At 67.3% G+C, this 17,446-nt stretch carries 13 protein-coding genes and 1 pseudogene; 11 read left to right on the plus strand and 3 right to left on the minus strand.

All coding sequences use genetic code 11. The features are described from left to right. Positions 1–15 precede the first annotated feature (15 nt). The 9 genes and pseudogenes from CKW34_RS22865 (at position 16) to CKW34_RS22905 (ending at position 12,303) form a co-directional block, all read left to right on the plus strand. A pseudogene (locus tag CKW34_RS22865) lies at positions 16–1,227 on the plus strand (cytochrome P450). Positions 1,228–1,229: 2 nt separating this feature from the next. Further along, entirely contained in the window at positions 1,230–2,222 is a 993-nt protein-coding gene (locus CKW34_RS22870) for a 2Fe-2S iron-sulfur cluster-binding protein (protein ID WP_174479632.1), read from the plus strand. Between the two features lie 318 nt (positions 2,223–2,540). Beyond that, complete coding sequence (gene benA / locus CKW34_RS22875) at positions 2,541–3,914, plus strand: benzoate 1,2-dioxygenase large subunit (protein ID WP_006553156.1); 1,374 nt, start codon at positions 2,541–2,543, stop codon at positions 3,912–3,914. A 14-nt stretch (positions 3,915–3,928) separates the two neighbouring features. Further along, complete coding sequence (gene benB / locus CKW34_RS22880; protein ID WP_059382678.1) at positions 3,929–4,432, plus strand: benzoate 1,2-dioxygenase small subunit; 504 nt, start codon at positions 3,929–3,931, stop codon at positions 4,430–4,432. A gap of 32 nt (positions 4,433–4,464) precedes the next feature. Further along, complete coding sequence (gene benC / locus CKW34_RS22885) at positions 4,465–6,084, plus strand: benzoate 1,2-dioxygenase electron transfer component BenC (protein ID WP_059382677.1); 1,620 nt, start codon at positions 4,465–4,467, stop codon at positions 6,082–6,084. After that, entirely contained in the window at positions 6,081–6,878 is a 798-nt protein-coding gene (locus tag CKW34_RS22890; protein ID WP_059382676.1) for a 1,6-dihydroxycyclohexa-2,4-diene-1-carboxylate dehydrogenase, read from the plus strand. Before benC ends, CKW34_RS22890 begins: the two co-directional genes overlap by 4 nt. 101 nt (positions 6,879–6,979) lie before the next feature. After that, complete coding sequence (locus CKW34_RS22895; protein ID WP_059382675.1) at positions 6,980–8,323, plus strand: MFS transporter; 1,344 nt, start codon at positions 6,980–6,982, stop codon at positions 8,321–8,323. Further along, positions 8,320–11,049 (plus strand): helix-turn-helix domain-containing protein, encoded by a 2,730-nt coding sequence (locus CKW34_RS22900; RefSeq protein WP_059382674.1) that lies wholly within the window; start codon positions 8,320–8,322, stop codon positions 11,047–11,049. Before CKW34_RS22895 ends, CKW34_RS22900 begins: the two co-directional genes overlap by 4 nt. A gap of 12 nt (positions 11,050–11,061) precedes the next feature. After that, positions 11,062–12,303, plus strand: coding sequence for a benzoate/H(+) symporter BenE family transporter (locus CKW34_RS22905; protein WP_059382673.1), 1,242 nt, complete (start codon positions 11,062–11,064; stop codon positions 12,301–12,303). Here CKW34_RS22905 and CKW34_RS22910 read toward each other — a convergent pair. From CKW34_RS22910 to CKW34_RS22920, 3 genes are all read right to left on the minus strand, one after another. After that, complete coding sequence (locus CKW34_RS22910) at positions 12,293–14,692, minus strand: ATP-binding cassette domain-containing protein (RefSeq protein ID WP_059382672.1); 2,400 nt, start codon at positions 14,690–14,692, stop codon at positions 12,293–12,295. The two genes, CKW34_RS22905 and CKW34_RS22910, sit on opposite strands and share 11 nt — an antisense overlap. Before the next feature lie 79 nt (positions 14,693–14,771). Beyond that, entirely contained in the window at positions 14,772–15,182 is a 411-nt protein-coding gene (locus CKW34_RS22915) for a VOC family protein (protein ID WP_026061047.1), read from the minus strand. 5 nt (positions 15,183–15,187) lie between these two features. Beyond that, complete coding sequence (locus CKW34_RS22920) at positions 15,188–15,637, minus strand: helix-turn-helix transcriptional regulator (RefSeq protein WP_059382793.1); 450 nt, start codon at positions 15,635–15,637, stop codon at positions 15,188–15,190. A 157-nt stretch (positions 15,638–15,794) separates the two neighbouring features. Between CKW34_RS22920 and CKW34_RS22925 the strand changes: the two genes are divergently transcribed. Then, complete coding sequence (locus CKW34_RS22925) at positions 15,795–16,643, plus strand: NAD(P)H-dependent glycerol-3-phosphate dehydrogenase (RefSeq protein ID WP_059382671.1); 849 nt, start codon at positions 15,795–15,797, stop codon at positions 16,641–16,643. 110 nt (positions 16,644–16,753) lie between these two features. After that, a complete protein-coding gene (locus CKW34_RS22930) occupies positions 16,754–17,428 on the plus strand; it encodes a nitroreductase (protein WP_059382670.1) in 675 nt (224 codons plus the stop codon). Positions 17,429–17,446 lie beyond the last annotated feature (18 nt).

The following is a 17,446-nucleotide window of genomic DNA, read 5'->3' on the forward strand; positions in this document are numbered from 1 at the left end:
CCCGGAGGTACACCGATGACCAGCACTCTTTCGTGGCTCGACGAGATCACCATGGAAGAACTCGAGCGCAATCCGTACCCGGTCTACGAGCGCTTGCGCGCCGAAGCTCCGATCGCCTTCGTGCCCGTCCTCGGCGCCTACGTGGCGTCCACGACCGAAGCGTGCCGTGCGGTCGCGGCCGGCGACGACTTCGACGGCATCATCACCCCCGCCGGTGGCCGCACCTTCGGTCATCCCGCGATCATCGGCGTCAACGGCGACATCCACCGCGACCTGCGGTCGATGGTCGAACCCGCCCTCCAGCCCGCCGAGGTGGACCGCTGGATCGAGGATCTCGTCCGTCCGATCGCACGACGCTACGTCGAGGCGTTCGAAGCCGACGGCAAAGCCGATCTCGTAGCCCAGTTCTGCGAGCCGGTGAGTGTGCGGTCGCTCGGAGATCTCCTCGGACTGAAGGACGTCAGTTCGGACTAACTGCGCGAATGGTTCCACAAACTGTCGGATTCGTTCACCAACGCAGCGATGGACGAGGACGGAAACTTTCTGAACCAGGAACGTTTCGACGAGGGCGACCGCGCCAAGGAGGAGATCCGTTCCGTCGTCGACCCGCTGATCGACCACTGGATCGAGCATCCCGACGACAGCGCCATCTCGCACTGGCTGCACGACGGGATGCCCGAAGGGCAGACGCGGGACCGCGACTACATCTACCCGACGCTGTACGTCTTCCTCCTCGGCGCCATGCAGGAACCGGGACACGCCATGAGTTCCACCCTGGCAGGCCTGTTCACCCGCCCCGAACAGTTCGAAGCCGTGGTGGACGAACCGGGACTCATCCCCCGCGCGATCGCCGAAGGGATGCGCTGGACCTCCCCGATCTGGTCCGGCACCGCACGTATCGCCAAGCGCGACACCGTCGTATCGGGAATCGAGATCAGCGAAGGGTCGGTGGTCATGCTGTCCTACGGGTCGGCGAACCACGACATCGACGTGTTCGACGCCCCCAGCCGCTACGACCTGACCCGCCCGCCACTCCCCCACCTCGCCTTCGGTGCCGGCAAGCATGCCTGCGCGGGAATCTACTTCGCGAACAACGTGAGCCGCATCGGTCTCGAAGAACTGCTCGAGACCATCCCCAATCTCGAGCGGGACACCTCCGAGGACGTCGAATTCTGGGGTTGGGGTTTCCGCGGTCCGAAGACCCTGCATGCCCGGTGGGAGATCTGACCATGTCGTACACACTGATCGCGGGCACCGGCGTCGCTCCCTGCGAACCCGGCCGGACAGTGCTGGAAGCGTTCCTGCGCAACGGCAACTGGATGCCCAACTCCTGCAACCAGGGCACCTGCGGCACCTGCAAGATCAAGGTCCTCGACGGCGAACTCGATCATCGGAACTCGCCGGAGGAGACGCTCACCGCCGACGAACTCGCGGCCGGATTCGTCCTCGCATGCCAGGCCACCCCGCGCGGCGACGTCGTCTTCGAGACCCCCGCAACGGAGGAATCCGCCGGCACGCATGTGCTGCGCGACGTCGTCGCCACGGTCGCCGAGGTGCGCGACATCGCCGCCGACACGCGCAAGGTGTTGCTCACCGCCGACGAACCGCTCGAATTCTCGGCCGGGCAGTACGTGGAGGTGACGGTTCCCGGGACCGAGGTCCGCCGGCAGTACTCGCTCGCGAATCCGCCCTCCGAGGCCAAGCAGTTCGAACTGCACCTCCGCCGGCAACCCGGTGGAGTCGCGAGTGGGTGGGTCTTCGAGCGCATCGAGGTGGGTGAACGAGTCGCCGTCACCGGCCCGTACGGCGACTTCACCTTCGATCCGGAGGGCACCGGCCCGATCGTCCTGCTCGGCGGTGGGACGGGCCTCGCCCCGCTCGAGGCGATCGTCCGGCAGGCGCTCTCCCTCGTCCCCGACCGGCAGATCCTGCTCTACCACGGGGTCCGTACCTGCTCGGACCTGTACGACGTCGACGTCCTCCGCGAACTGGAGACCCGCCATCCCGGCTTCCGCTACACCACCTGTGTGAGCAGGGAGAGCGGCGGAGACCGCGAGGGCTACGTCACCGACGCCTTCCTCGAGGACGTCGCGTCCGCGAAGGAGTTCACCGGTTACATCTGCGGATCGGAGGCGTTCGTGGAGGCATCGGTGAAGGCGTTCAAGCGTCGCCGCATGTCGCCGCGGCGCATCCGGCGCGAACGGTTCACCCCGGCCGGCTGAATACGTCTCCTCGTACCGCTCGTGCGCCCGCGTTGCTCCGGCACCGCGATGCGCACGAGCGGTACGGCCGTGTCGAGGGGTCTTTCCGCCTCCGGACTCCGAGGGCCTTTCGGCCCTCCGCCCAGGGGTCCTAGGTATCCCTAGGCATTTGCCTGGTGTGACCGTAGCCACAGGCTGTCATCGTGGAGATATCGCCGGACACATCGCGTCGAGCCGGACCGGAAGAACCCGGTCATCACGAATCTTCAGTACAGGCTCGGCCGCGTCGGACACCGCCCCGTCCGTCCCGGGAACGAAGCCCGCTACCTGGAGGATCCCATGACCGACATCGTGGAGCACGTGCGCACTCGCCTCGACGGCGCACTCGTCGAAGACCCGAGCACCGGGCGGTACCAGATCCGCCGTGACGTCTTCACCGACGAGGAGATCTTCGAACTCGAGATGAAGCACATCTTCGAGGGCAACTGGGTGTACCTCGCCCACGAGAGCCAGGTCCCGAACGTCGGTGACTACTTCACCACGTACATCGGCCGCCAGCCCGTCGTCATCAGCCGCGACAAGGAAGGCGAGCTGCACTGCCTGATCAACGCGTGCAGCCACCGCGGTGCGATGCTGTGCCGTCGCAAGACCGACAACCGCACCACCTTCACGTGCCCCTTCCACGGCTGGACGTTCCGCAACAACGGAAAGCTGCTGAAGGTCAAGGATCCCCGCGACGCCGGCTACCCCGAGCAGTTCAACACCGACGGCAGCCACGACCTGCGGAAGGTCGCTCGTTTCGAGAGCTACCGCGGTTTCCTGTTCGGCAGCCTCAATCCCGACGTCAAGTCGCTCGAGGATCACCTCGGCGACACCACGAAGATGATCGACATGCTGGTCGACCAGTCGCCCGAGGGCCTCGAGGTGCTGCGCGGTTCGTCCACCTACACCTACGACGGCAACTGGAAGCTGCAGGCGGAGAACGGTGCCGACGGCTACCACGTCTCGGCCACCCACTGGAACTACGCGGCGACCACCGCGCGTCGCACCGCCGGTGAGTCCAGCAACGAGACCAAGGCGATGGACGCCGGCACCTGGGGCAAGCAGGGCGGCGGCTACTACTCGTTCGACCACGGCCACCTGCTGCTGTGGATGTGGTGGGGCAACCCCGAGGACCGTCCGCTGTACCCGCGCAAGGACGAGCTGGCGAAGGAGTTCGGCGAGAAGAAGGCCGAGTTCATGGTCGGGGCGTCGCGCAACCTGTGCCTGTACCCGAACGTGTACATCATGGACCAGTTCTCCTCGCAGATCCGGCACTTCCGCCCGATCTCCGTGGACAAGACCGAGGTGACGATCTACTGCATCGCACCGAAGGGTGAGAGCGCCGAGTCCCGCGCCAACCGGATCCGTCAGTACGAGGACTTCTTCAACGCGACCGGCATGGCCACCCCGGACGATCTCGAGGAGTTCCGTTCCTGCCAGAAGACCTACCTCGCATCGGCTGCACCCTGGAACGACATGAGCCGCGGCGCAACCCACATCCTCAACGGACCCGACGAGGTCGCTCAGGATCTGGGCATGACGAAGGTGCTGTCGAGCGGTGTGAAGACCGAGGACGAAGGCCTGTACCCGATCCAGCACGGCTACTGGCTCGAAGCGATGCGTGAGGCCATCGCCGCCGAGAGCTCCGCCGCCGACCCGTCCGCGCTCTGAGAGGAACCGGAATCATGACTGCCGTACACGAATTCACGCAGACCGACATCGAACAGTTCCTCTACCGCGAGGCCCGGCTGCTCGACGACCGCGAGTTCGAGCAGTGGCTCGAGTGCTACCACCCCGACGCCGAGTACTGGATGCCGGCCTGGGACGACGCCGGCGCTCTCACCGAGAACCCGCAGACCGAGATCTCGCTGATCTACTACCCGAACCGCGGTGGCCTCGAGGACCGGGTGTTCCGCATCCGCACCGACCGTTCGTCGGCGACCTCGCTGCCCGAACCCCGCACGGGACACAACATCACCAACGTCGAGATCCTCGAGCGTCGCGGTACCGAGATCGATCTGCGGCACAACTGGTTCTCGTTGTACTTCCGCTACAACACCACCGACACCTACTTCGGGACCACCTTCATCACCCTCGACGTCTCGGGCGCACAGCCGGTGATCAAGAAGAAGAAGATCGTCCTGAAGAACGACTACATCCACCACATCGTCGACGTCTACGTCGTCTAGTTCCACCCCGATCACGAAAGGAGGCACGTGCCATGGCTTATCAGGTGGCATTGAGCTTCGAGGACGGGGTCACCCGCTTCATCAAGGTCAATCCGAACGAGACCGTCGCCGACGCCTCGTACAAAGCGCGTATCAACATTCCGCTCGACTGCCGTGACGGCGCGTGCGGAACCTGCAAGGCCTTCTGCGAATCGGGCAGCTACGACGGCGGCGACTACATCGAGGACGCCCTCACCGACGAAGAGGCCGAGCAGGGTTACTGCCTACCGTGCCAGATGATGCCGGAATCCGATCTGGTGGTGCAGATCGCGAGCACCTCCGATGTCGCGAAGACCGCGGCCGCCTCGTACAGCGCGACCATCACGGATCTGCGCCGTTACTCCGAGAGCGTCGTCGGGTTCACGGTCGAGATCGACAACCGTGACGATCTGGTGTTCCTGCCCGGGCAGTACGTCAACATCGGTGTGCCCGGCAGCGACGACGGCACCGGTAAGCCGGCGACCCGCTCGTACTCGTTCAGCACCGGCCCGCACGAGAATTCGCTCGCGTTCCTGGTGAAGATCACCGAGGGTGGTCTGATGTCCGAGTACCTGCGCGACCGCGCGCAGGTCGGCGACACCCTCGAGTTCACCGGCCCGTTCGGCAGCTTCTTCCTGCGCGAGCGCAAGCGCCCGTCGCTGCTGCTCGCCGGCGGTACCGGCCTGGCGCCGCTGCTGTCGATCCTGTCGAAGATCGAGGCCGACGGTTCGGACCAGCCGGTGCACCTGATCTACGGTGTCACCTTCGACCACGACCTCGTCGAACTCGACACGCTCGAGGCGTACGCGAAGCGGCTGCCGAACTTCACGTTCGACTACTGCGTCGCCGACGAGGCGTCGTCCGCCCCGAACAAGGGGTATGTGACGGGTCTGTTCGAGCCGTCGCATCTCAACGACGGCGATGTGGACATCTACCTGTGCGGCCCGCCGCCCATGGTGGAGGCAGTGCGTAACCACCTGTCGGACAACGGCATCACTCCGACGAACTTCTACTTCGAGAAGTTCAACACCTCCGCCACCCCGGGCGGGGCCACCGCACCCGCTGCCACCGACGCCGAGAAGGCCGCAGCGGAGAAGGCTGCCGCCGAGACCGGTCGTCCGGTGGTGCTCGAGAACCCCGAGCCCGGCAACTACGAGATCGGCGAGGAGCACCCGCCCGTCGCCGAATCGGACGAGCAGTTCGACGCCCGCATGGCCCTCGAACTCGGCGTCGTCGAACTCACGATCGGCCGGCTCACGCCGGAGCAGCTCGTCGAGTTCCGCATCCTCGCCGAGGCGTCCGGCGCCTCGGTCGAAGGCGACCACTTCACCGACGCCGCGGCGTTCACCGACACCAACGCGGCCTTCCACGAGTTCCTCTTCCGCTGCTGCACCAACCCGGTGCTGCTCGAGGCCTACAACAAGCTCGAGGTCACCCGGTTGATGAAGCAGGTCCTGCGCGACGCGCAGTGGATCGAGGAGCACATCGTCGACGAGCACCTGCAGCTGGTCGAGGCGTTCGAGAAGGGCGACAAGGCCACCGCGCGCGACCTGATCGTCGTCCACTCCCAGCACGCCAAGGAGACGATGCGCCGTGCCATCGCCACCAACGCCCCGGCAGGTGCCTCTTCATGACCGAGACGAAGATCTTCCCGGGCCGGTTCGACGGCCGGTGCCTGACGATCACCGGCGCCGCGCAGGGCATCGGTCTCGCGGTGGCGACGCGCATCGCCGCCGAGGGCGGTGAGGTCGTGCTCGTCGACCGCGCGGATCTCGTCCACGAGGTGGCCGAGCAGCTGCGCGAGGCCGGCGGCAAGGCACATTCGGTGACGGCGGATCTCGAGACCTTCGAGGGCGCGGAGGAGGCGATCTCCCACGCGGTCCGCACCACCGGCCGCATCGATGTGTTGATCAACGTCGTCGGCGGCACGATCTGGGCCAAGCCGTACGAGCACTACGCGCCGGAGGAGATCGAGAAGGAGATCCGGCGGTCGCTGTTCCCCACCCTGTGGACGTGCCGCGCCGCCGCTCCCCATCTGATCGAGCGCCGCGCCGGCACGATCGTGAACGTCTCGTCGGTCGCAACCCGCGGCGTCAACCGCGTGCCGTATTCGGCGGCGAAGGGTGGGGTCAACGCGGTCACCGCGTCGCTGGCCCTCGAGCTCGCCCCCTACGGGGTCCGCGTGGTGGCGACCGCACCGGGCGGCACCGTCGCTCCGGAGCGACGGATCGCGCGCGGTCCGTCGCCGCAGTCCGAGCAGGAGAAGGCCTGGTACCAGCAGATCGTGGACCAGACCGTCGACTCCTCGCTGCTCAAGCGGTACGGCACGCTCGACGAGCAGGCCGCCGCAATCTGTTTCCTGGCCTCCGAGGAGGCCTCCTACATCACCGGCACGGTTCTTCCCGTCGCCGGCGGCGACCTGGGCTGACCGCCCCCTCGCACGGCCTCACCGGAGGCGCCCGTCCCTCCGGTGAGGCCACTTTTCTCCCCGAATTCGCTTGTGACTCCACTCACAGACCGGAGCAACGCATGACCCACGCCACGCAGACCTGGGCCAGTCCACAACATCGGCGCAGCGTGGTCTGGATCGTCGCGCTCGCCACCCTCGCGATCATCTTCGACGGCTACGACCTCGTCGTGTACGGCACCGTCCTCCCGACCCTGATGGCCGATCCGACCCAGCTCGGGGAGATCTCCGCCCAGCAGGGTGGTGCCCTCGGCTCCTACGCCCTGATCGGCGTCATGGTCGGCGCGCTGCTGACCGGCGCGTTCGGTGACCGCGTCGGTCGCCGCAAGATGATGTTGATCAACATCGTCTGGTTCTCCGTCGGCATGGGTGCGGCGGCCTTCTCCACGAGCATCACGATGTTCGGTGCGTTCCGCTTCTTCACCGGCATCGGCGTCGGTGGTCTCGTCGCCACCGCCGGAGCCGTGGTCGCCGAGTTCGCGCCTCCCGGCAAGCGCAACCTGTTCAACGCCATCGTCTACAGCGGCGTCCCCGCCGGTGGTGTCCTGGCCTCGCTGCTCGCGATCCTGCTGCGCGACGCCATCGGCTGGCGCGGGCTGTTCCTCATCGGCGCCTTGCCGCTGATCGTCCTGCTCCCGCTGGCACTGATGAAGCTTCCCGAGTCGCCGGCCTGGCTGCAGTCGCGGGGACGGTCCGAGGAGGCGCAGCAGGTGTGCGCGAAGTTCGGTTTCCCGCTGCCGTCCGCGGCACCTGTCGCCTCCACCGAGAAGATCGGTTTCGCGGCACTCGCGACGCGGAAGTACGCCCTCGGTACGGGACTGCTCGGCATGATGAGCTTCGCCGGTCTGCTGCTCACCTATGGCCTCAACACGTGGCTGCCGAAGATCATGGCCGACGCCGGCTACAACGCCAACGGCTCGCTCGCCTTCCTGCTCGTCCTCAACGGCGGCGCCATCATCGGCGGCCTGCTCGCCTCGAAGGTCGCCGACGGCCGCGGACCGCAGTCCGTCATCGTCACCACTTTCTTCCTCGCGGCCGTGGCCCTGGTGCTGCTGACCCTCGGCTTCCCGCTGCCGGTACTGCTCACCGCCGTCGCGATCGCCGGTGTCGGAACGATCGGCACCCAGGTGCTCATCTACGGGTTCGTGTCCAACTACTACGACACTCCCGCACGCGCCGCAGGCGTGGCGTGGTGCGCCGGTTTCGGTCGCCTGGGCGGCATCGTCGGCCCGGTCATCGGCGGTCTGCTCATCGGTGCGGGCTTCGCGAACAACGTGAACTTCTACATCTTCGCGGGTATCGCGCTTGCCGGTGGTCTGGTCACCTGGTTCGTGCCCCGTCCGGCCGTCACCGTCTCGCCGGTCCGCAGTTCCGACCGGCCCGCGCCGACTACCGTGGATGTGTGACGGACAACACTGTGCTGATCGGCCGGAACTCCGAGTTGATGCAACTCGAACGCCTCCTCGACGAAGCCCGCGCGGGTGTCCCCTCGCTGGTCCTCGTCGAGGGGGCATCCGGCGTCGGAAAATCTTCCCTCGTCTCGTATTTCGTCGCTCGACACGACGACATCGCCGTGCACGACGCCACCGGGGCACGCTGGGAGGCCGGCCATCCCTGGTCCGTTCTCGAACAGCTGCTCGGCGACACCGTCACGGCCGGTGATCCGGTGGAGGCGGCACGCACGCTCCTCGACCGGATCGACGACGTGACGGTGATCGTCGTCGACGACGCGCACTACGCGGATGTCGAGTCGTTGCAGTCGCTGTCGTCGTCGCTCCGGCGAGCGCACGGACGTCCCCTCCTCATGATCTGGATCGTGCCCGACGTGCTTCCCGACGATGTCGCTCCGGCGACCGCCGACCTCCTCTCGAACAGCCACCGCGTGGACATCCTCCACGTCGGCGCGCTGGCGCCACCCGACGTCGCACAGCTCGCGCTGCATCGCATCGGTGTCGATCTGTCCGCGTGGACGGCACGGCGCCTGCAGGAACACACCCTCGGGAATCCCCGTTCGATCCTGCAGCTCCTCGACGAGATCCCGCGCGACGAATGGCACCGCTGGCAGGCACGTTTCCCGGCTCCGAGACAACATGCGGGAAAGGTGGGGCGCATCCTCGCCCGGTGCTCACCGGACACGCGCGCCCTCGTCGAATCGGTTGCCGTCCTGGACACCGCCGCGACACGGGGAGCCACCGAATCCCTCGCGCTCGTCGCCGAACTCGCCGAGGTCGGCGACACGACCGGGCCGCTCGACGAGGCCCACCGGCTCGGCCTGCTCACCATGCGTGAGCAACGGGGCGTGGTGTCGTTGTCGTTCCCCGATCCCATGACCCGCGCCGCCGTCGCCGACGAGATCGGTCCCGCGCGCTGGCACAGTCTGCACGCGCGGGCCGCCTTGCTCGTCGACGACGAAGGCGCCCGGTTGTTCCACCTGGTGTCCGCGACACCGACCGGCAACGAAGAGCTTGCCGCCGACCTCGACGCCTACGCCCGGCGGTGCGCCGCCGACGGCGCCTGGTCCCAGGCCGCCGAAGCACTCATCACCGCGAGTCGCATCACCCTCGACCGAGAACTACGGACCCGCAGAATGATCCGTGGTGTCGATGCGCTGACCGGCGCGGCAGATCTGCCCCAGGCCCAGACGTTCGTCCCCGAGATCGAGAGCGTGCCGAGCGGGCCGATGCGCAACGCCGTGCTCGGCTATCTCGCCATCCAGAGGGGACGGGCCGCGGAAGCGCACCACCTGCTCACCGAGGCGTGGTCGATGCTCGACGATCCGGAGTCCGAACCCGAACTCGCCGCGACGATCTCCCAGCGCATGGTGCTGCACTCGCTGGCACGACTGCGCGGCGACGATCTCGTCCTGTGGGCCGATCGCGCGGCCGACACTCTTCCCGAGACGGCTCCACCTGTCGTCGAGTCGCGTGCCATCCGCGGACTCGGACTGGCGATGACCGGTCGTGTCGACGAGGCGGTCGAGTCGTATTCGGCTCTGTCCGAAGGCATCCGGCTCGGAGCACAGAGTCAGCGCATCCGTATGGCCGAGGGCTGGCTCGCCCTGGTGCTCGACCGGCCCGATCTCGCCCGGACGGAACTCGAGGCCGCCGAACCGACCACCTTCCGCGGCGGGTCCTTGCGTATCTCCCTGTGGGCGCAGGCCTGGCTCGCGCGAACCCAGTTCGCCCTCGGCGCGTGGTCGGACGCGCTCCGCACCGTGGATCGCGCGGCGGCGCAGCTCGACGCGACCCAACTCGACCTGCTCCGACCACTCGTCCACTGGACCGGCGCCCAGGTCCACGCGTTGCGCGGGAACTGGCCCGCTGCACGGGAACACGCCCACCGTGCCCGCGCCGGGAACAACGACTACCCGCTCATGCTCGTACCGGCCTGCCTGTGCCTGGCGCAGTGCGCCGAAGTGGTTTCCGACTACACGAGCGTGTTGCGCTATCTGCAACCGATCGTCACCCTGCGCGAGCGGGGTGCGGTCGACGAGCCCGGCCAGTGGCCGTGGCCGGATCTCTACGGCAACGCTCTCGTCATCACCGGACGTGTCGACGAGGCGGACGAATTCCTGCGGCCGCACGAGGAACTCGCCGCCGAACGCGGTCACCGCTCCGCCAAGGCCCGTCTCGGGTACGTGCGCGGCCGGATCCTCGGTGCCCGCGGCGACATCGACGCCGCCCGCGATGCCTTCGAGAAGGCACTCGACGAGATCGATACGCTGCCGCTGCCCTACGACCGTGCGCGCATCAACTTCGCGTACGGTCAGACCATGCGCCGGGCGGGGCGTCGCCGCGACGCCGACACGGTGATCCGCACCGCCCGCGAGCTGTACTCCTCACTCGGCGCCGTCTCGTACGTCGAACGCTGCGACCGGGAACTCAAGGCCGGTGGTCTTCGCACCGGTGACAGTGAAACCGACGCCCCGCGTTCAGATTTCACGACTCTCACGCCGCAGGAACGCGCCGTGGCCACACTCGTGGCGTCGGGTCGCACGAACAAGGAGGTGGCCGGTGAGCTGTTCCTGTCCGTGAAGACCGTGCAGTACCACCTGACCCGCGTGTACTCGAAGTTCGGCATCCGCTCGCGCAGCGAGCTCGCCGCGAAGTTCCGACAACAGGATCGAGGTTGACCATTGACCGCCGTGGACGATCGCCCCACCGCCGAGACCGATCTGTTCGAACGCCCCGTGCGTCCCGTCGTCCGGCCACGCGGAATAATCCGGGATCTCGGCCCGCGATACGCCGCGAACGGTCTGATCGGGCTCATCTTCTCGTGCACCGGACCGGTCGCGGTGATCCTCGCCGCCGGCGCCGCGGGCGGGTTGAGCGCACCGCAGCTGGCGTCGTGGATCTTCGGGGTGTTCGTCCTCAACGGGCTGCTCACCATCGTGATGAGCGTCGCCTACCGGCAACCGCTCGGATTCTTCTGGACCATCCCCGGCACCGTGCTCGTCGGCGGGTCGCTCACCCATCTGAGCTGGGCGGAAGTGGTCGGCGCGTTCTTCGTGACCGCGGCCCTCGTGACGATGCTGGGAGCCTCCGGACTGGTGCGCCGGGTGATGGAGGCGCTGCCCATGCCCATCGTCATGGCGATGGTCGCGGGAGTGTTCCTGAAGTTCGGCATCGACCTGGTGGCAGCACTCGGATCCGACGTCGCGATCGCCGCCCCGATGGTGATCGTCTTCCTTCTGCTCAGTTCGGTTGCGGTTCTCGGTAAGTGGATGCCACCGATCCTCGGCGCCCTGCTCGCCGGGGTGGGTGCGGTCGCACTGTCGGGCCGGTTCTCACCGTCCGGGACCGACAGCGCGGTCTTCGCCGCACCGGTGTTCACCGCCCCGCAGTTCACGTGGTCGGCGATCCTCGAACTCGTCGTGCCGCTCGCGATCACCGTGCTGGTCGTGCAGAACGGGCAGGGCATCGCGGTACTGCGTTCGGCGGGCCACAACCCGCCCGTCAACGTCTCGGCGATCGCATGCGGACTGTGGTCCTTCCCCGCCGCGTGCGTCGGTGCCGTGTCGACCTGCCTGACCGGGCCGACCAACGCGTTGCTGGTGTCGTCGGGGGAACGTGCCCGTCAGTACACCGCGGCGATCACGTGCGGGACGCTGGCGATCGTCTTCGGACTGTTCGCACCGCTGTTCGTCCGGTGGATGATCGCCGCGCCCGCCTCGTTCGTCGCGACCCTCGGCGGCCTGGCGATGCTCAAGGCGTTGCAGGGCGCCTTCGTGGCCGGGTTCGCGTACAAGCACACGATGGGTGCGCTCGTCGCGTTCGTGGTCACCGCCTCGAACATCACCGTGTGGAACATCGGCGCGGCGTTCTGGGGGCTCGTCGCCGGTGTGGCCGTGTCGTGGCTGATGGAGCGTCCGGACTTCAGCCGCTGACACCGACCCCGACGTACTCGGCGAGGTGCTCGCCGGTGAGCGTCGACCGCTGCTCCACCAGCTCGCCGGGGGTGCCTTCGAAGACGATGCGCCCACCGTCGTGGCCGGCGCCGGGGCCGAGGTCGATGATCCAGTCGGCGTGGGCCATCACGGCCTGGTGGTGTTCGATGACGATCACCGACTTGCCGGACTCGACGAGCCGGTCGAGCAGGCCGAGCAACTGTTCGACGTCGGCGAGGTGCAGGCCCGTCGTGGGTTCGTCGAGGATGTAGGTTTCGCCCTTCTCTGCCATCGCGGTGGCGAGCTTGAGCCGCTGCCGCTCACCACCCGACAGGGTGGTCAGGGGCTGGCCGAGCCGCAGATAGCCGAGACCGACGTCGGACAGTCGCTGCAGGATCTTCGACGCCGCCGGGGTGCGCGCCTCGCCGTCGGCGAAGTACTCCTGGGCCTGCGCGACGGACATGCCGAGCACCTCGGCGATGTTCTTCCCCGCCAGGGTGTACTCGAGCACCGCGGCCTGGAAGCGCTTGCCCTCGCAGTCCTCGCAGACCGATTCGACGGTGGCCATCACTCCGAGGTCGGTGTAGACGACACCGGCGCCGTTGCAGGTCGGGCAGGCGCCCTCGGAGTTGGAACTGAACAGGGCCGGCTTGACGCCGTTGGCCTTCGCGAACGCCTTGCGGATCGGTTCGAGCAGCCCCGTGTAGGTCGCGGGGTTGCTGCGACGCGAGCCCTTGATGGGGCTCTGGTCGATCGTGACCACGCCGTCGCGGTCGGCCACCGAGCCGTGGATCAGCGAGCTCTTGCCCGACCCGGCCACGCCCGTCACCACGACGAGCACGCCGAGCGGGATGTCGACGTCGACGTTCTGCAGGTTGTGCGTGTCGGCGCCACGGACCTCGAGGGCGCCCTTCGGGGTGCGCACCGTCGGTTTCAGCGACGCCCGGTCGTCGAGGTGACGACCGGTGAGGGTGTCGGCACGACGCAGTTCGTCGACGGTGCCTTCGAAGACCACCTGTCCGCCCTCGGTGCCGGCGCGCGGGCCGAGATCGACGATGTGATCGGCGATCGCGATGGCCTCGGGCTTGTGTTCGACGACGAGCACGGTGTTGCCCTTGTCACGCAGTTGCAGCAGCAGGTTGTTCATCCGCGCGATGTCGTGCGGGTGCATGCCGATCGTCGGTTCGTCGAACACGTAGGTGATGTCGGTCAGCGACGATCCGAGATGGCGGATCATCTTGATGCGCTGCGATTCTCCACCGGACAGGGTGCCGGTGGGGCGATCGAGCGACAGATATCCCAGCCCGATGTCCGCGAAGGAGTCGAGCAGATGCCGGAGGCTCTTCAGTAGCGGAGCGACCTGCGGAAGATCCAGTCCTCGAACCCATTCGGCGAGATCACTGATCTGCATCGCGCACACGTCCGCGATGCTCCTGCCGTCGATCTTCGACGACCGTGCTTCGGGGGCGAGACGCGTCCCCTCGCAGTCCGGGCATGTGGAGAAGACGACGGCCTTCTCGACGAACGCACGGATGTGCGGTTGCATTGCGTCGAGATCCTTGGACAGGAACGACTTCTGGATCTTCGGGATCAGACCCTCGAAGGTGACGTTGACGCCCTCGACCTTGACCTTGGTGGGTTCCTTGTAGAGCAGGTCGTGGAGTTGCCGCTTGGTGAACTTGGCGATCGGCTTGTCGGGATCGAAGAAGCCGCACCCCCGGTAGATCCGGCCGTACCAGCCGTCCATGCTGTAACCGGGGATCTTCAGGGCGCCCTCGTTGAGGGAGAGACTGTCGTCGTAGAGCACGGTGAGGTCGAAGTCGGAGACCGAACCCTTGCCCTCGCATCGCGGGCACATGCCCCCGAGCCGGTTGAAGGTCACCTTCTCGGCCTGGGTCTTCCCCGCACCCCTCTCCACCGTCACCGCACCGCTCGCCCGCACCGACGGCACGTTGAACGAATAGGCGTTGGGCGGACCGATGTGCGGCTCCGCAACCCGGCTGAACAGGATGCGGAGCATCGCATTGGCGTCGGTGGCCGTGCCCACCGTCGAGCGCGGATTCGACCCCATCCGTTCCTGGCCGACGATGATCGCCGCGGTGATGCCGTCGAGCACGTCGACGTCCGGACGGGCCAGGGTCGGCATGAATCCCTGCACGAACGCGCTGTACGTCTCGTTGATCAGACGCTGCGACTCTGCGGCGATCGTGCTGAACACCAGCGAACTCTTGCCCGAGCCGGACACACCGGTGAACACCGTCAATCGCCGCTTGGGGATCTCCACGCTGATGTCGCGGAGATTGTTCACGCGCGCTCCGTGGACCCGGATCGCGTCGTGGGTGTCGGCGACGTGCGCTGCAGGTGCCGGTGTGTCCTTCGTCGAGGTCATGTTCGAAGACTCCAGTGGTCGTATGGATGCGGGCGGAACGGGTGCGACGATCGGAGAGTAGGTCCGATCGTCGGATCGGTCAGCGCAATTGCTGGATGCGGACCATGTTTCCCGCGGGATCGCGGAGAGCGCAGTCGCGGACCCCGTACGGCTGGTCGGTGGGTTCCTGGACGATCTCGGTGTCGCCGGCCTGCAGCTGTTCGAAGGCCCCGTCGAGATCCTTCGTCGCGAGGATGATCGACGCGAAGGTGCCCTTGGCCATCATCTCGGCGATGGTGGCGTTCTCCTCCTCCGTGATGCCGGGGTCGGCGTCCGGCGGGTACAGCACGAGGGACGTGCCGGGAGTGTCGCTGCGGCCGAGGGTGATCCAGCGTTTCCCGGCGTAGCCGACGTCGTTGAGGACTTCGAAGCCGAGCGTGTCGCGGTAGAACGCGAGGGACGCCTCGGGATCGGTGTGCGGAAGGAATGTCTGGTGAATGGTGATGTCCATGCCGATCACGGTATGACCGGCGGACCCGTCCGCGCTTCTCGATTCCTGATCGGTCTGGTGACATTCTTCGCCACGCACGACGGGATGCCGTTCGTCTCCTCGGCGGCCTGCTTGCGGTACACGCTCGGGGGCACGCCGACGAGTTCCGTGAACCGGGTACTGAAGGTGCCGAGCGACGAACAGCCCACCTCGAAGCACACCTCGGTGACGGTGAGGTCGCCGCGTCGCAGCAGCGTCATGGCCCGCTCGATGCGCCGGGTCATGAGATACGAGTAGGGCGACTCGCCGTACGCGAGCCTGAACCGGCGGCTGAGATGGCCGGCCGACATGTTCACACCGCGGGCGAGGGCCTCGACGTCGAGGGGTTGGGCGTACTCGCGATCGATGCGGTCGCGGACGCGGCGCAGCAACGCGAGGTCGCGGAGGCGCTGATCGGTGACGGGTTTACCGGGCACGGATCCGATCGTGCCACGATGTGCCGCCTCGATCCTGTCGTCGTGCGCCTCCACAGCACACCCGCCCCGTGAGGATCCCGGGACCACAAACCGGACCCGTCGGGACCGGAACACTGACACTCTGTCGATACCTGCCCGTACGGACGAAAGGTCACCGATGGCTCGTGCGGTTCGCGTCGTCGTTCTCGGATCGGGATCGTGGGGAACCACGATCGCGTCGTTGTCCGCACGCAATACCCCGACGACGTTGTGGGCCCGCAACGACGACATCGCGCGCGAGATCGACACCGAGCACCGCAACCGTCGTTATCTCGGCGAACGGCCACTGCCGCAGGGCCTGCGCGCGACCTCCGATCTCGAAGAGGCCGCCCGCGAGGCCGACGTCCTGGTGGTCGGTGTGCCGTCGCATGCGGTGCGCAAGACACTCGAGCAGGTCGTCGACGAGATCCGCGCCTGGGTCCCGGTCGTCTCGCTCGTGGAGGGCCTCGAGCCGGGCACCCGCCTCCGGCCCACCGAGGTGATCGCCGAATGCCTTCCGGGACACCCCGTCGGGTTGCTCGCGGGTCCGAACATCGCCGGGGAGATCGCCGACGGCATGGCCGAGGGGCTCAGCGTCGGCGACAACACCCGCGCGATGGTCCTCTCCCGCGGGTTGGCGGAGATGACGCGCCTCGGGGAGGCCATGGGCGCGGATCCGCGCACGTTCGCGGGCCTCACCGGGATGGGTGATCTCATCGCGACGTGCACGAGTCCGTCGTCGCGGAACCGCCGGGTCGGTGAGGCGCTGGCGCGCGGGCTCAGCATCGACGAGGCCGTCGAGGCACTGGGGCAGGTCGCCGAAGGGGTGAAGACCGCGCCGACGGTCATGGAACTCGCCCGCGAGTACGGGGTGGAGATGCCGATCGCCGCGGAGGTGGCGGCCGTGGTGACCGGGAAGAGCACCCCCACCGACGCCTATCGGGGGCTGCGCCGGGTCACTCCCGGCGACGAGAAGGACATCGTCTGACCTTCTCTACCGCTTTCTCGGGCGGATCGTAGAAAGCCGAATATTCACCTGTCGTCCGTTCGCGACCGGCTGAACGAACGCTCGGTGAAGTGATGTGCCATCGTGGTGACATGACTTCTGCTGCCGACACGCTGTCGTCCCTGCTCGACACCCGTTTCAGCTGCCGCGCCTTCCTGACGAAACAGGTCCCGCGTGAGGACATCGAACGCATGCTGCAGATGGGTCAGCGCACCGCGTCCTGGTGCAATTCGCAGCCCTGGCAGGTGCATATCGTCAGCGGCGACGCCACCGACCGCCTGCGCGACGCCGTCTACGCGCAGGCCACCTCGGGGAACATGGATCTCGACATCCCCGGCCCGGCCGAATACCGCGGCGCCTACGCCGAGCGTCGCCGCGGCGCCGGCTACGCCCTGTACAACGCATTGGGCATCGCGCGCGACGACTACCAGCGCCGCACCGAGCAGATGCTCGAGAACTACCGCTTCTTCGGCGCACCGCACGTCGCGATCATCACCACCGACAAGGCCCTCGGCGTGTACGGCGCGGTCGACTGCGGCGGTTACGTCTCGACCCTGCTGCTCGCCGCCGAATCGCTCGGCATCGCTGCCGTCCCGCAGGCCGCCGTCGCGATGACGGCCACCGCGCTGCGACGCGAACTGAACATCGGCGACGACCGCGACATCGTCTGCGCCATCTCGTTCGGTTACGCCGACGAGGCGCACCCGGCCAATGCGTGTCGCACCGATCGCGCGTCGCTCGGCGAGACCGTCGAGTGGGTCGACTGAGCTTTCGATCGCCCTGGC

This window comes from Rhodococcus rhodochrous, assembly GCF_900187265.1.
GTDB lineage: Bacteria > Actinomycetota > Actinomycetes > Mycobacteriales > Mycobacteriaceae > Rhodococcus > Rhodococcus rhodochrous.

Excerpts from the sequence above, each read along its gene's own strand:
- CKW34_RS22930 (WP_059382670.1), top strand. The coding sequence starts at position 16,754 with ATGACTTCTGCTGCCGACACGCTGTCGTCCCTGCTCGACACCCGTTTC.
- CKW34_RS22870 (WP_174479632.1), top strand. The coding sequence starts at position 1,230 with ATGTCGTACACACTGATCGCGGGCACCGGCGTCGCTCCCTGCGAACCC.
- CKW34_RS22910 (WP_059382672.1), bottom strand. The coding sequence starts at position 14,692 with ATGACCTCGACGAAGGACACACCGGCACCTGCAGCGCACGTCGCCGAC.
- CKW34_RS22895 (WP_059382675.1), top strand. The coding sequence starts at position 6,980 with ATGACCCACGCCACGCAGACCTGGGCCAGTCCACAACATCGGCGCAGC.
- CKW34_RS22890 (WP_059382676.1), top strand. The coding sequence starts at position 6,081 with ATGACCGAGACGAAGATCTTCCCGGGCCGGTTCGACGGCCGGTGCCTG.
- benB (WP_059382678.1), top strand. The coding sequence starts at position 3,929 with ATGACTGCCGTACACGAATTCACGCAGACCGACATCGAACAGTTCCTC.
- CKW34_RS22925 (WP_059382671.1), top strand. The coding sequence starts at position 15,795 with ATGGCTCGTGCGGTTCGCGTCGTCGTTCTCGGATCGGGATCGTGGGGA.
- CKW34_RS22915 (WP_026061047.1), bottom strand. The coding sequence starts at position 15,182 with ATGGACATCACCATTCACCAGACATTCCTTCCGCACACCGATCCCGAG.
- benA (WP_006553156.1), top strand. The coding sequence starts at position 2,541 with ATGACCGACATCGTGGAGCACGTGCGCACTCGCCTCGACGGCGCACTC.
- benC (WP_059382677.1), top strand. The coding sequence starts at position 4,465 with ATGGCTTATCAGGTGGCATTGAGCTTCGAGGACGGGGTCACCCGCTTC.